Below are 13,854 nucleotides of genomic sequence, written 5' to 3'. Positions count from 1 at the left end.
GCGGTACTGCTCGTATCCTGAGCCTTGATCGGCGGCCATCGCCAAGGTTTGTTGTTTCATTGACATGTAACGTTTCACCCTCGGGTGGCGTGGACCTTAATCAGCATTGCCTTAGGCCGATTTCCGCCAGTTCCAGCGCTTTGTAAAGAGTCCGGTTTGCGACCACCAGGACAGCGGGCTCTTCAGCCAGAAACGGCAGCAACGCTCCGCGAGCGGCCCCGCCGGCGCCCAGCATCAATACGCGTTTTCCTTTCAGAGGGCACTTTAAGTTGTGCACCACATCGCGAACCAGGCCCACACCATCAAAGTTCTCGGCAAATACCTTACCGTCTTCAAATCTCATCGCGTTGACCGCACCGGCCAACTTGGCCCGTTCAGAATGGTCAGTCGCGTAGGCGAAAGCATCCAGTTTGAAAGGAGCGGTGATGTTCAGTCCGCGTCCGCCTGCTGCGCGGAATGCATCTACTGTTTGCGCGAACTGCCCCAGAGGTCCTTCGATCTTGGTGTATTCAATGTCCTGCCCTGTGGCCTCGGCAAACATTCCGTGGATCAGGGGTGATTTGCTAAAGCCAATGGGGTTGCCAATGACGGCGTAGTTGTCGGTCATGTTTGTATACGTCAATGCATCCATCTATTTGGAAAAGAGCACGCCGTCGCTTTGCATGGCGGCGATATCAGAGGCTGAGAAGCCCAGGCTTGCCGCAATATCGGCGTTGTGCTGACCAAGATCGGGGGCAACCTGCTTGACAGTGATGTCGCAGTCCGAGAATTTGAAAGGTAGGTTGGGCAGCTTGATTTTTCCCAACACCGGATGGTCTTGCTCCAGCACCATGCCGCGTGCCTGAATCTGCGGATCAGCCAACACTTCATCAATGCGCTGGACTTTGGCGCTGGGCACATCAATGCTGTCCAGTGCGGCCAGCACTTGGGCAACGCTTTGATTCGCAACCCATTGCTTGACCACGGGCAGGATTTCCAGGCGGTTGGCGTTGCGTCCTGCGTTCGTGTGATAGCGCGTGTCCGCGCCAAAACCTGCAGGGCCACCGGTTTGTTCTACCAGTGCGGCAAAGCGCTTCCAGGCATCGTTCACCTGGGCGGCAATCACCAGATCACCATCGGCAGCGCGGAACACACCGTAGAGCGTGGAATTGGGCATGTCGTGTCCGGTTTGCACAGGCACTTCTTTGCCACCGGACAGGGTGTAGCACTGCACGGCGTATTCATGCATGGACACCAACGTGTCGTACAAGGCCATATCAATATGCTGGCCCTTGCCGGATTTCACACGCCCCAGGAGCGCGGCATTGATGGCGGCAACGGCGTGGATGCCGGTGTACATATCGCCCAGCGAGATGCGCAACAACGGCGGCGCCTCTCCGGGATTACCCACCATTTGCATTATGCCGCTCTTGGCTTCGGCAATCAGGCCGAAACCGGCGCGGTGCGAGTCTGGCCCCGTGTGGCCGTAAGCGGAAATGGAACAGTACACCAGACCAGGGTTGCGTGCAGCGAGGTCCTTGTAGCCAAGGCCCAGTTTGTCCAGCGCACCGGGGCGGTAGTTCTCGATGAACACATCGGCACTGTCCACCAGCTTTTGCATCAGTTCGCGACCGCGTGCGTCCTTGGTGTTGACGCACAAGCCTTTTTTGCCCATGTTTTGCTGCAGGAAGTAGCCGCTGTAGGCGTTATCGTCACCCACAAACCAGGCGTGCTGACGGCCCGCGTCACCGCTGCCGGGACGCTCCACCTTGATGACCTCGGCTCCCATTGCGGCGAGACAACGACCTACGTAGGGTCCGGCCAGGAAGTGGCTGTAGTCAATGACTCTGAAGCCTTTGAGGGGACGATCCTGACTCATGCTGGCCTCCGGGGAATCATCAGGCGGTGTTCGCCTTTTTGCACAACTTCACCGGCCTGATTGATCAGCTCGGAAGGGAGAATCACAATGCCCCAGCCTGGGCGGCTCCTGGAGGCACGCAGTCCGCTGACTGTGAACCTCACGTGCAGTGCGTCATTGACCTTGATGGGCAGCAGGAAGTCCCAGGTCCAGCCCAGGGACATGCCTGGCAGGAAACGGTAGTCGCTTTGTGTCTTCAGGCCATCGGCAATCGACAAGCCAAACAGGCCATGTGCCACGATGCATCCAAAGTGACTGGCATTCGCATAGGCCTCGTCCACATGCACGGGGGTATGGTCACCAGTGAGATCGGCATAAGCCAGGATGCGCTCTTTGGTGACGGTGTAGCTGGGGCTGATGCAGACGTCGCCGTCTTTTGCATCATCCCAGTATTTTTCGGGGATCAGGGTCATTGTGTCTCCCAGGGACAGAGAAGGGATCGCCGCTTTAGGCGCGGGGGTTGATGGACAGGGCCTGGGCCACCGTGCCCGCGCTGGCCTGAATGAATTCAACGGCCAAGCCATCTGGCAAACGTAGCCAGTTACGTCCTTGGGACATCTCGGTCACACCAAAGATTTGTGCGGCTTGTAGGGCGTATTCCAGGTCTTCGCACATCACACCGATGTGACCCAATCGACCTTCTGGCCCAGAGAAATCAGACTTGGCAATGAACTGCATGCCACCTAAGGTCCAGTATTGGGTGGGGTCTTCCACGGTACCGTGCACTTCACGCAGGGTCATTCCACACACGTCGTGGAAAAATTTGATATGCCACTGGATGTCTTTGACCCAGATGGCGACGTGCTCTACATAGGCACGGGGCCTGGCAACATTTGTCATGCTGATTCCTTGAGTGTTTGGGGCTCTTTGAGGCCACGTTCAATGCCCTTGATGCAAGCAACCAGGGCCGTGTTCACGGGTGTGGGAACGCCCAAAGCGGCGCCACGCTCAACGACCGAGCCATTGATGTAGTCCACCTCGGTAGGGGAACCTTTTTCCAGGCTTTGCAGCATGGATGCCTTGAATTCGTAAGGTAGTCCGGATGAAGCCTTGACCCAGGCTTCACGCGGGTCCTTCATGGAGAGTTGAATGCCGCTGGCCTTGGCTACAGCCATTGCCTCGGCAACGGCAGCCAGTGCACATGCTTCGACTTCAGGGACCTGGTAAAGCGCGCCGTAGGGCAAGCCGGTGATGCCGCTGAGCGCACCGGTTGCTACATTGATGAGCAGCTTGTCCCACATGGTTGCGACGATATCTTCGCACACGATGGTGGTCAAACCAGCGTCGTTAAACACCTTGGCAATGGCCTCGGCACGCTCTGAACCATGGGTATTCAATTCACCAATCAAGGTTTCCTTGCCCTGGGTACCTGCAACGACCACACCTGGCGCCACCAACAGTCCGCCCACATAGGTCTTGCCGGCAAGCACGCGTTCTGCGCCCACCAACTCGGCCAAAACATCTTCATGGCCGAGGCCGTTTTGCAGGGACAGCACCACGGTGTTGTCGCCCACCAGGGACAGTGCACCCTGCATTGCACTGCGGGTATCAAATGACTTGACCAGTACGATGATCAAGTCCATTTGTCCAAGGCCCGCAGCTGTCGCTACAGCATGAACCTTGACACTCGTATCACCGGAGCTGTCACGCAGAATCAATCCATTGCAGCGAATGGCGTCCACTTGCTCTTGACGGCGATTGATCAAGATAACGTCGGCGCCTGCTTTGGCCAGCGTGCCTCCAATGGCACAGCCCAGCGATCCTGCGCCCAGTACACAAACTTTCATGGGTTCTCCGTGAATTTGGCACTGATTGGTGCCATGGGTATGGACGATAGCGATAGACTCTCACCACGTCCATCCAATGGGTGCAATACGTTATATTGTTTGAGGCAATAATGGATATCAATCCGGCTGATGCCCGTCTTATCGATGTCAAACATCTGCGTTTGTTCGACCTGCTGTACTCCACACACAGCGTCACGCGCTCGTCGGAGCTGCTGGGTCAATGCCAACCCACGGTCAGCATCTGGCTATCAAAGTTGCGTAAGGAATTAGGCGACCCCCTGTTCATTCGCACTGCGGAAGGAATGCAGGCAACGCCAAGGGCTGATGAATTGATTGTTTCGGTGCGTGCCGCACTGGACGCCATGCGGCAACTGACGGCGCCAGAGGCCCTATTCAATCCAGGCCTCAGCACGCGGCACTTTCGCATCTGCATGACCGACGCCAGCCACGTCACGTTGTTGCCTCAGCTATTGGCCCACGTGCATGCTCTTGCCCCCAGCATTACTCTGGAAGCGGCACGCATTGATGAAAAGACTGCGCAAGCACTTCAGTCGGGTGAAGCAGACCTGGCCATTGGTCTGGCGCCATGGCTGGAGTCGGGCTTCTACCAGCAGACGCTTTTCCCGCAGGACTGGGTGTGCCTGGTGAATTCGCGCCACCCACGCATTTCCGACACGCTGGATCGTCGCAACTACAAGGAAGAAAGCCACATCGGTATCGTTTCAGGTACGGGATCGCAGCTTCTGTCAGAGGCTTTGGAGCGCAAGGGCATACGCCGCAAGATAGTGCTTGAGTTACCAGGTTTTCTGGGCCTGGCAGCTGTTGTATCAAGAACTGATCTGCTGGCAACTTTGCCCCGGCACATTGGTGAGGTTCTGGCGCAGATGAATGACCTGCGTGTGCTTCCCTGTCCTGTGCCGATTCCAACTTTCACGGTGAAGCAACACTGGCATGCGCGTTATCACAATGAGGCCGGAAATCTCTGGCTCAGAGGGGTCTGCGCCAGTCTTTTCATGGACAGAAAGGTACGCGGGGCAAGCTCGAAAGTGAATGGCAAAGCAATTAAACAATAAGGCATGCTGGCAAGCTTAACGCGGTCAATTACGCGTCAATTTGTGGACTTCGCGGGACCATCAGCTGGTGTTCACCCTCTCGCACGACTTCGTCCCGTTGGTTCCTGAGCTCAATCGCGATCGCCAGGATGCCCATCGTGGGGCGACGGGTGGATAGACGAGCATGCGCGATACGGAACTTAACCGAAAGGCCCAGACCTGTCCATCAAGACATCAACCGGGACTTGCCGTTTCCGCCGCACCGCAGTCCGTCGCAGAGCATTCCTGGACGTTTGTTTACGACTTCAATTGTGCGCACTGGCTGACAAATTCAGACGATCAAAGCAGGTGCGCCCACTGGCCGCCGTCATCCTGGCCAGTCGTTCGGTGTCCTCGCCGCTGACCCAGTCCCACTTGAAACGCCAGGTCCAGCAGCCCAGCATGGAGGGTGTGTTCATGCGGTGCCGCCCATCGAGCCCCAGCACGTCCTGAAACTGGCAAATGGCCTGTCTGGCGACGGATTGCGAACAGGCACGAATCATGGCCCAGTGGATATCGTGCCCATCCGTGTTCAGGTATTCGCCGGCATACGCGCGCTCGCGGTCCGTGCAGCCCGCCCACCAGCCGCGCGCCGTATCGTTGTCGTGGGTGCCGCTGTAGGCCACCGTGTCACGCTCATAGACGTGCGGCAAAAAATTGTTATCCGCCTCGTCCGCAAAGGCAAACTGCAAAATGCGCATGCCCGGAAAACCAGCACGATGGCGCAGCGCGAACACCTCGGGGGTGATGACCCCCAAATCTTCGGCAATGATGGGTAGCTTGCCCAACGCCAGCTCGATCGCGGCAAACAAGTCATAGTCCGGCCCCGGCATCCAGCGCCCGTTGACGGCCGTGGGCTCCGACGCCGGTATTTCCCAATAGCCCACAAAGCCGCGAAAGTGGTCGACACGGACCACGTCAGCCAGCGTCAACTGCCGCTTGACACGTTCAATCCACCATTGGTAGCCGTCGGCCTTCATTGCGGCCCAGTTGTACAGCGGGTTGCCCCAGCGCTGGCCGGTTTCTGAAAAAAAATCGGGCGGTACACCGGCGATGACCCGGGGATGACCTGCGTCATCCAGTTCGTAGAGGTCAGGACGGGCCCAACAATCGGACGAATGGTGCGCGATAAAAATCGGGAGGTCGCCCACCATGTGCACATTTTTTTGGTTGGCATAGGACTTGAGACGTTGCCACTGCACATCAAACTGCCACTGCACAAAGCCCCAGAAAGCAATGGTCTGCGCGTGCGCTTCACGAGCCGCTGTCAGTGCATGTGGCTCACGCCGGGCCAGAGCGGCAGGCCAGTTGGGCCAGAGGGCCGGGGCATGCGCCTGGTCCAGCGCCATGAACAAGGTGTAGTCGCCAATCCAGCGGTGCTCGCCATTCAGCCAAGCCTGCAGCGCCCGTTGGTCGACCTCGCTGGCGGCATCTTGAAAGCCCTCGAAAGCCTCGCGCAGCTTCTGCATGCGCCAGGGCACCGTTTCGCCAAAATCAACTTTTTCATCGTTGAAATGGCGACCCAGGGCTTCCCGACTGATCCAGCCCTGCTCCAGCATCGGCTCGAAAGCCACCAGCAAGGGGTTGCCCGCAAAAGCTGAACTGCCCATGTAGGGCGAGTCACCAGGGCCAATGGGCCCCAAGGGCAGGGTTTGCCACAGCGATTGGCCCGCGGTGTGCATCCAGTCCACAAAATAGTAGGCGTTGGGGCCGAAATCGCCACTGCCGTGAGGACCCGGCAAAGATGTGGGATGGAGCAGCACACCCGCGGTGCGCTCATTCAATAGGTCAGGGCGCATGTGGGCGTTGATTCAAAAATGATCAAAAAACAAACAGGTCATACCTGGTCAAGAACAGTCTGGTAGAGCTCAACGTACTTTGCGGCGGAACTCTCCCAGCCCAGCGCCTGGCGCATGGCACGGGCTCTCACACGGCTCCACTCCGCACGCCGGTCAAACAGCGCAAAGGCGCGACGAACGGCGCGCTGAAAGTCGTCCTGATGAAACGCCTCGAATACAAAGCCACTGGCGCTGTTATCGGCCAGGTTCTCCAATGAACTGTCCAACACCGTATCGGCCAGCCCACCAACACGGTGCACCAAAGGCAGGCTGCCGTATTTCAGGCCGTACATCTGGGTCAGACCGCAAGGCTCAAACCGGGAAGGAACCAGCGTCACGTCGCTGGCGCCGAAAAGGCGGTGGGCATAGGTTTCGTCATAGCCGATACGCACCGACAAGGCCGCAGGGTGGGCCGCCGCGCACTCGCGCAAGGCGTCTTCCAGCCACGCCTCGCCGCTGCCGAGCAGCACCATTTGGCCTCCTTGCGCGATCAACGCGTCGAGCCCGCCCAACACCAGGTGCAAGCCTTTTTGTTCGGTCAGGCGACTGACCACACAAAACAGGGGCACATCGTTCCGGACGGTCAGGCCCAACTCTTCCTGCAGCGCCACTTTGCAGCGAGCCTTGCCTGCGGGTTTGCGAGCGTCAAAGGCAAAGGGAATCAAGGGGTCATGGGCAGGGTTCCAGACAGCGTCATCCACCCCGTTCAGGATGCCGGTCAAAACATTGGCGCGCGAGCGCAACAAACCATCCAAACCACAGCCCTGCTCGGGCGTTTGAATCTCCCGGGCGTAAGTCGGGCTGACGGTGCTGATGCCATCAGCATAAAACAAACCCGCTTTCATGAAAGAAATCTGACCGTGAAACTCCAGACCATCGAGCGCAAAGGCCGCATCAGGAAGGCCCAGGTCCGCCCAATGGCGGGCGTCAAACAAGCCCTGGTAGGCCAGGTTATGGACGGTGTAGACGCTGGCCACCCTCGGAACATGCGGGTCGCGGGTGAAATGCAGGTAGGCTGGAGCCAGCGCCGCGTGCCAGTCGTGGCTGTGCACCACCTGCGGTTGCCAATTGACATCCAGCCCATTGGCGAGCCTGGCCGCCACAAAACCCAGCAAACCAAAACGCCGGTGGTTGTCCAAAAATGGTTTGCGATGCACGTCCTCATAGGGGCCACCAGGGCGGACATACAAGGCAGGCGCGTCTATCACATAGGCATCGACATTCAGTGCGGCAAGCCGGCCGCGCCGCAACGCGACCTGTTCACCCCATGGGGCGGACAACTCGCAGACCAGTTCATGCTCCTTAAGGTCCGACAGAATCGCCGCAAAGCCGGGCAACAACACGCGCACTTCACAACCGGCAACCTTCAGGGCGGCCGGCAACGCGCCCGCGATGTCGGCCAGTCCGCCCGTTTTAAGCAAGGGGAAAATTTCGGCACTGACTTGCAGGACTTTCATGGGTTTTCTGATGGTTTGAGTTTGGCCAGCATCTCGCGGGTGATCAAGACAACGCCGTCGGCCGTGCGTTCAAAGCGCTGCGCATCCAGCACGGGGTCTTCTCCCACCACCAAGCCTTGAGGAATCTCGCAACCCCGGTCAACGACCACTTTGCTCAGGCGGCAATGGCGGTTGATGGTGACATCCGGCAGGACCACCGCTTGCTCAATATGGCAATAGGAATGGACACGCACCTCCGAGAACAACACCGAATGGGCAACATGCGAGCCCGAGACAATGCAGCCACCCGACACCAGGGTATTGACCGCGACGCCGTGGTTACCGGTGGCGTCAGGCACAAATTTGGCAGGAGGAAGCTGGCGCTGGTAGGTCCAAATCGGCCAATCCGTGTCGTAGATATCGAGTTCCGGCATGGTCGAAGCCAGGTCCAGGTTGGCCGACCAGAAGGCGTCAATCGTGCCGACATCGCGCCAATAGGGCGCAATACCTTCCACACGGGAGACACAGGACAGTCCAAAGGGATGCGCCAGTGCACGGCCTTCCGACACCGCGCGCGGAATCACGTCCTTGCCAAAATCGTGGTCGGACGCGGGGTTGGCCAAGTCGTCCTCCAGCAATTGGTACAGGTACTCCGCATCAAACACATAGATGCCCATGCTGGCCAATGACACACTGTCATTGCCCGGCATGGCGGGAGGATCAGCCGGTTTTTCGATGAAGGCCGTGATCTGGTTCTTGTCGTCCACCGCCATCACACCAAAGGCAGAGGCCTCATGGCGCGGCACCTCAATGCAACCCACCGTGCATCCCGCACCGCGCACGACATGGTCCTTCACCATCAGTGAGTAATCCATTTTGTAGATATGGTCGCCCGCCAGAATGACGATGTACTCGGGTTTGCTGGAGCGGATGATGTCCAGGTTTTGAAAGATGGCGTCGGCTGTTCCCCGGTACCAATGTTCCTCACCCACGCGCTGTTGCGCTGGAAGCAAATCGACCATTTCATTAAGCTCCGCGCGCAAGAAACTCCAGCCGCGTTGCAGATGCCGCATGAGCGAATGTGACTTGTACTGCGTGACCACCGCCATGCGTCGAATGCCCGAATTCAGGCAATTGGAAAGCGCAAAGTCAATGATGCGGAATTTGCCGCCAAAGTAGACCGCCGGCTTGGCCCGCTTGTCTGTCAGCTGCTTGAGCCGCGATCCCCGGCCACCCGCCAATATCAGCGCCACCGTGCGACGTACCAAATGATGCGCCTCGATGCTTTTCTCTGCGACCCTTACCATAGCTGTCTCCTTCTGTTGTGTCTCTTTTAAAGCACTTTTTCTTCAACCTGATTCGACCGCGCCACCCGGCTGACTCAAGTCGCCACGGTCGGCCCCGTCATGCCCGTACGCACGCGGATGCCAGCAACCGCATCGGCCAACGCGGCCAAATCACCCAGGGCGTCTTGCACTGGCGCATCCTGCAGCGCTGGATCAGCCTCATACCGCTCCAGGTACAACCGGAGCGTGGCCCCTTCCGTGCCGGTGCCCGACAAGCGAAAAACAATGCGCGCACCATCGTCAAAAATCAACCGGATACCCTGGTTGCTGGACACCGAGCCATCGACTGGGTCGCTGTAAGAAAAATCATCTGCCAGCACCACGGCACGGGGGCCAAAACTGCGATCCTTCAAGCCGGGCAAAGCGGTACGCAAGTCCGCCATCAAAACGTTCGCAGCCTCCACCGGAATGCCCTCGTAGTCATGGCGAGAATAGATATTGCGGCCATAGACCTGCCAGTGCTCGCGAACCAGGGACTCCACCGAACGACCTGTTGCACCCTGCAAATTGAGCCAAAAAAGGACGGCCCACAAGCCGTCTTTTTCACGCACGTGGTCTGAGCCGGTGCCATAGCTTTCTTCACCACACAGCGTCACCCGGCCAGCATCGAGCAGGTTGCCGAAAAATTTCCAGCCCGTAGGGGTTTCAAAACACGGAATGCCCAAGGCTTGCGCGACACGATCGACCGCTGCCGAAGTCGGCATGGAGCGCGCCACACCGACCAGACCTGCGCGGTAACCCGGAATCAGTTTGGCGTGCGCCGTCATCAAGGCCAGGCTGTCCGAAGGACTCACCACAAAATCGCGGCCGACGACCATGTTGCGGTCGGCATCACCATCGGTTGCCGCACCAAAATCCGGGGACAGCGAACCGCTCATGTGTTGAATCAGGTCTTCGGCATTCACCGGATTGGGGTCCGGGTGCAGGCCGCCAAAATCTTCAAGTGGTTGGCCATTCACGACCGTCCCCACCGGAGCGCCCAACTCACCCTCCAGGATAGCTTTGGCATAAGGCCCGCCCACGGCGTTCATCGCATCAAGCCGCATGGTGAAACCGCGCTTGAACATGCCACGGATCAGGTCAAAATCAAAAAGCCCCCGCATGACCTCTGCGTAATCCGAGACCGGATCAATCACCTCAACCTGCATCTGCTCGACTTGCTGGAGGCCGACGTGGTCAATAGCGATATCAGGCGCATCGCTGATGCGGATGTGCGCCAGGGTCAGGGTGCGGGCATACACCGCCTCCGTGAGCTTTTCGTTGGCAGGGCCTCCGTTTCCCGCGTTGTATTTGATGCCGAAGTCACCATCCGGCCCGCCCGGGTTATGACTGGCCGATAGGACAATGCCGCCAAAGGCCTTGTGCCGGCGAATCACCGCACTGACCGCAGGCGTGGACAAAATCGCGTCCTGTCCGAGCAACACGCGGGCCACCCCGTTGGCCGCGGCCAACCGCAGAATGGTCTGCACCGCTGCACGGTTGTGGTAACGACCGTCGCCACCCAACACCAGGGTTTGCCCCTTCAGTCCGTCATGCCCGGGCGACAAGTCATTCAACTCATCAAACAAGGCCTGGACAAAGTTTTCCAGGTACATGGGCTGCATGAATACAGCCACTTTTTTGCGTAGACCCGACGTACCAGGGCGCTGCCCCGTGATCGGTTGCGTGGAAAGCATTTTGATGGCCATACGCTCTTTTCTCAAGTTCGGTGTTGTCACGACGCAGCAAAAAGAGCCCATTGAATCGCCCTTCTCAATGCGTTTTCAGTGTACCCAAAAGGACAATAGATCCCCCCGGAATTTACCCTCATGGTAGCCGAGCCCTCAGGTATTTTGCGTGCCAGGTAGGGCACGCAACCCATTCGAAAGGTCAGAAAAAATGCGTTACACCACCAAGTGTCATTCATTAATTCAATTTAGTTTACATATATAGTCTACAAAAAGACACCAACCCAAGTCCGTGCATCGTTGGCATACCTTATGCATGCCCCCTTTAACTCATCAAAAGGAAGACCCCTTGACGCCCAGCCCCAACCTCACCGGTCAAGACTTTGTCTCGCACATGGGCAGCCACCTGCTGCACACCATCGGCGTGGCCTCATCCGAAGCAACGCCCACCGACATGATGCAGGCGGTCTCGCAAGTCGCTCGGCAGCAGCTGTCAAGACGCTGGGTTGAAACCCAGGCGCGCGAGCGTAGCGACAAAGCTCGTCGGGTGGTTTATCTGTCGATGGAGTTTTTAATGGGGCGCACGCTCTCCAATGCGCTCGCCGCGCTCAAGCTCACAGGCCGTGCTGCCGAGGGACTGGCACTTCACGCACGAAAGCTCGAAGACGTGGCCGATCACGAACCCGACGCAGCCTTGGGCAACGGAGGCCTGGGTCGCCTGGCCGCCTGCTTCCTGGACTCGATGGCGACCGTAGGACTGCCGTCGTATGGCTACGGCATCCGTTATGAATACGGCATGTTTGCCCAGGACATCGTCAACGGCTCGCAAATGGAATACCCCGACCCGTGGCTGCAGGACGGAACGCCCTGGGAGTTTCCGCGCGCCGACATTGCCTACCCCGTCCGCTTTGGTGGCTGGGTCGAGCACGTTGACGGCACCCCCGTCTGGCGCCACGCCGGTGAAGTGGTGGCCAAGGCCTACGACATGGTGGTGCCGGGCCACGGCACGGAAAAAATCAGCACCCTGCGCTTGTGGAAAGCCGTGGCGCCCGCGCACTTTGACCTCGGCGCCTTCAATACCGGCGACTACGCCCGCGCGGCCAGCACCAAGAATGAATTTGAAAATATCTCCTGGGTGCTGTACCCCAACGACAGCACACCCGCCGGACGCGAACTCCGGCTCAAGCAGGAATACTTTTTTGTCGCGGCATCCCTGCAAGACCTGGTGCACCGGCATTTAAGTGAGCACCCCTCGCTGGCCAACCTGGCCCAGCACGTGGCCATCCACCTCAACGACACCCACCCCGCGATTGCCGTGGCGGAGCTGATGCGCATGCTGTGCGACGAGCACCACATGACGTGGGACACAGCGTGGCAACTCTGCTGTAAAACCTTCTCCTACACCAACCACACGCTGATGCCCGAGGCACTGGAGACCTGGCCGGTGAGTCTGATGCAACATGTGTTGCCGCGGCATCTGGAAATCATCTTCCGCATCAACAAGGAATTTCTGGACATCGCCGCCAAATACCGTCCAGGCGACCATGGCTATCTGGCACGCATCTCCTTGATTGACGAGCACGGTGAGCGCCGTGTGCGCATGGCCCATTTATCGATTGTGGGCAGCCACAAGGTCAACGGGGTGTCGGCCCTGCACTCGGACTTGCTGGTGCAAACCATCTTTGCCGACTTCGCCAGCCTGTGGCCCGACCGTTTTACCAACATGACCAATGGCGTGACCCCGCGTCGCTGGCTGGCCCAGGCGAACCCTGGCCTGTCCGCCCTGCTGGATGACACCTTGGGCAGCGGCTGGCGTCTGGACCTTGACCAGCTGTCAAGGCTGAAGGAAAAGAAAGACGACCCCACCTTCCAGCACGCCTTCATGGCCGTCAAGCGCGCCAACAAGGTGCGCCTGGCCAACGCCATTGAACGCAGTACCGGCATCCTAGTCAGCCCGGACAGCCTGTTTGATGTGCAGGTCAAACGCATCCACGAATACAAGCGCCAACTGCTCAACGTGCTGCATGTGGTGACCCGCTACCAGGCGATTCTGGCCAATCCCGATGCCCCCTGGGTGCCGCGCACGGTGATTTTTGCGGGCAAGGCCGCGTCGTCCTACGTCACGGCCAAGTCCATCATCCAGCTCATCCATGACGTCGGCAACCTGGTCAACCACGATCCCCGCATTGGCGACAAACTCAAACTGGTGTTCATGCCGAACTACGGCGTGTCGGTGGCCGAAATCATCATGCCCGGTGCCGACCTGTCAGAGCAAATATCGACCGCCGGCACCGAAGCATCGGGCACGGGAAACATGAAGCTGGCCCTCAACGGCGCGCTGACCATCGGCACGGACGACGGCGCCAACATCGAAATCCGCCAGAACGTGGGGGATGAAAACATCTTCATCTTTGGTCTCAAAACACCCGAGGTGCAGGCCTTGAAGCACAGCGGCTACCAACCCATGCGTTACTACGAAAGCCAACCCGGCCTCAAGGCGGTGCTCGATGCGATCGCCGGGGGCCACTTCTCGCCCGAGGAACCAGGCCGTTACCGCGCCCTGGTCGACTCCCTGCTGTGGGGCGGCGACCACTACCTGCTGCTGGCGGATTACGAGTCCTACGTCGCCACCCAAACCAGGGTCGATGCGCTCTACCGCACCCCGGCCGAGTGGTGCGCGCGCGCCATCAGCAACGTGGCGGGCATGGGCGTGTTTTCATCCGACCGCACGATCCGCGAATATGCGCGACAAATCTGGAACATTGAGCCGGACAAACACTGATCCCCGGGAC

At 58.8% G+C, this 13,854-nt stretch carries 10 protein-coding genes and 1 pseudogene; 2 read left to right on the top strand and 9 right to left on the bottom strand.

The window, feature by feature from the left end; translation table 11 throughout:
- Positions 1-121: 121 nt before the first annotated feature.
- The 5 genes and pseudogenes from aroE to AC097N_RS19720 form a co-directional block, all read right to left on the bottom strand.
- Positions 122-607, bottom strand: a pseudogene (gene aroE, locus AC097N_RS19740) (shikimate dehydrogenase); the annotation flags it as partial.
- A 24-nt stretch (positions 608-631) separates the two neighbouring features.
- Entirely contained in the window at positions 632-1,858 is a 1,227-nt protein-coding gene (locus tag AC097N_RS19735; protein ID WP_479583780.1) for a CaiB/BaiF CoA transferase family protein, read from the bottom strand.
- Positions 1,855-2,310, bottom strand: coding sequence for a MaoC family dehydratase (locus tag AC097N_RS19730; protein ID WP_479583779.1), 456 nt, complete (start codon positions 2,308-2,310; stop codon positions 1,855-1,857). Before AC097N_RS19730 ends, AC097N_RS19735 begins: the two co-directional genes overlap by 4 nt.
- Before the next feature lie 34 nt (positions 2,311-2,344).
- The gene (locus AC097N_RS19725) at positions 2,345-2,737 is read right to left on the bottom strand and encodes a VOC family protein (protein WP_479583778.1); all 393 of its coding nucleotides are present in this window, start codon (positions 2,735-2,737) and stop codon (positions 2,345-2,347) included.
- A complete protein-coding gene (locus tag AC097N_RS19720) occupies positions 2,734-3,684 on the bottom strand; it encodes a ketopantoate reductase family protein (RefSeq protein ID WP_479583777.1) in 951 nt (316 codons plus the stop codon). The genes AC097N_RS19725 and AC097N_RS19720 overlap by 4 nt, the downstream gene beginning before the upstream one ends.
- Positions 3,685-3,794: 110 nt before the next feature.
- On the opposite strand from AC097N_RS19720, the gene AC097N_RS19715 reads away from it, so the two are divergent.
- Positions 3,795-4,757 carry a LysR family transcriptional regulator gene (locus AC097N_RS19715; protein WP_479583776.1) on the top strand — a complete coding sequence of 321 codons (963 nt, stop codon included), beginning with the start codon at positions 3,795-3,797 and terminating at the stop codon, positions 4,755-4,757.
- A 284-nt stretch (positions 4,758-5,041) separates the two neighbouring features.
- Here the strand turns inward: AC097N_RS19715 and malQ are convergent, their stop codons facing one another.
- From malQ to AC097N_RS19695, 4 genes are all read right to left on the bottom strand, one after another.
- Positions 5,042-6,574, bottom strand: coding sequence for a 4-alpha-glucanotransferase (gene malQ, locus AC097N_RS19710; RefSeq protein WP_479583775.1), 1,533 nt, complete (start codon positions 6,572-6,574; stop codon positions 5,042-5,044).
- Positions 6,575-6,612: 38 nt separating this feature from the next.
- Positions 6,613-8,070 (bottom strand): glycogen synthase GlgA, encoded by a 1,458-nt coding sequence (gene glgA, locus AC097N_RS19705; protein WP_479583774.1) that lies wholly within the window; start codon positions 8,068-8,070, stop codon positions 6,613-6,615.
- Positions 8,067-9,356 carry a glucose-1-phosphate adenylyltransferase gene (gene glgC / locus AC097N_RS19700; protein WP_479583773.1) on the bottom strand — a complete coding sequence of 430 codons (1,290 nt, stop codon included), beginning with the start codon at positions 9,354-9,356 and terminating at the stop codon, positions 8,067-8,069. The genes glgA and glgC overlap by 4 nt, the downstream gene beginning before the upstream one ends.
- A 74-nt stretch (positions 9,357-9,430) precedes the next feature.
- Positions 9,431-11,083 (bottom strand): alpha-D-glucose phosphate-specific phosphoglucomutase, encoded by a 1,653-nt coding sequence (locus AC097N_RS19695; protein ID WP_479583772.1) that lies wholly within the window; start codon positions 11,081-11,083, stop codon positions 9,431-9,433.
- Between the two features lie 328 nt (positions 11,084-11,411).
- Between AC097N_RS19695 and AC097N_RS19690 the strand changes: the two genes are divergently transcribed.
- Positions 11,412-13,844, top strand: coding sequence for a glycogen/starch/alpha-glucan phosphorylase (locus tag AC097N_RS19690; protein ID WP_479583771.1), 2,433 nt, complete (start codon positions 11,412-11,414; stop codon positions 13,842-13,844).
- Positions 13,845-13,854 lie beyond the last annotated feature (10 nt).

The sequence above is a fragment of the Rhodoferax sp. LS1R11 genome, from assembly GCF_056521395.1.
This window is presented reverse-complemented; position numbering and strand designations above follow the sequence as displayed.

Bases quoted from the DNA above. Each gene is read 5' to 3' on its own strand.
- AC097N_RS19730 (WP_479583779.1), bottom strand. From the start codon at position 2,310: ATGACCCTGATCCCCGAAAAATACTGGGATGATGCAAAAGACGGCGAC.
- AC097N_RS19720 (WP_479583777.1), bottom strand. From the start codon at position 3,684: ATGAAAGTTTGTGTACTGGGCGCAGGATCGCTGGGCTGTGCCATTGGA.
- glgC (WP_479583773.1), bottom strand. From the start codon at position 9,356: ATGGTAAGGGTCGCAGAGAAAAGCATCGAGGCGCATCATTTGGTACGT.
- glgA (WP_479583774.1), bottom strand. From the start codon at position 8,070: ATGAAAGTCCTGCAAGTCAGTGCCGAAATTTTCCCCTTGCTTAAAACG.
- AC097N_RS19725 (WP_479583778.1), bottom strand. From the start codon at position 2,737: ATGACAAATGTTGCCAGGCCCCGTGCCTATGTAGAGCACGTCGCCATC.
- AC097N_RS19695 (WP_479583772.1), bottom strand. From the start codon at position 11,083: ATGGCCATCAAAATGCTTTCCACGCAACCGATCACGGGGCAGCGCCCT.
- malQ (WP_479583775.1), bottom strand. From the start codon at position 6,574: ATGCGCCCTGACCTATTGAATGAGCGCACCGCGGGTGTGCTGCTCCAT.
- AC097N_RS19715 (WP_479583776.1), top strand. From the start codon at position 3,795: ATGGATATCAATCCGGCTGATGCCCGTCTTATCGATGTCAAACATCTG.
- AC097N_RS19735 (WP_479583780.1), bottom strand. From the start codon at position 1,858: ATGAGTCAGGATCGTCCCCTCAAAGGCTTCAGAGTCATTGACTACAGC.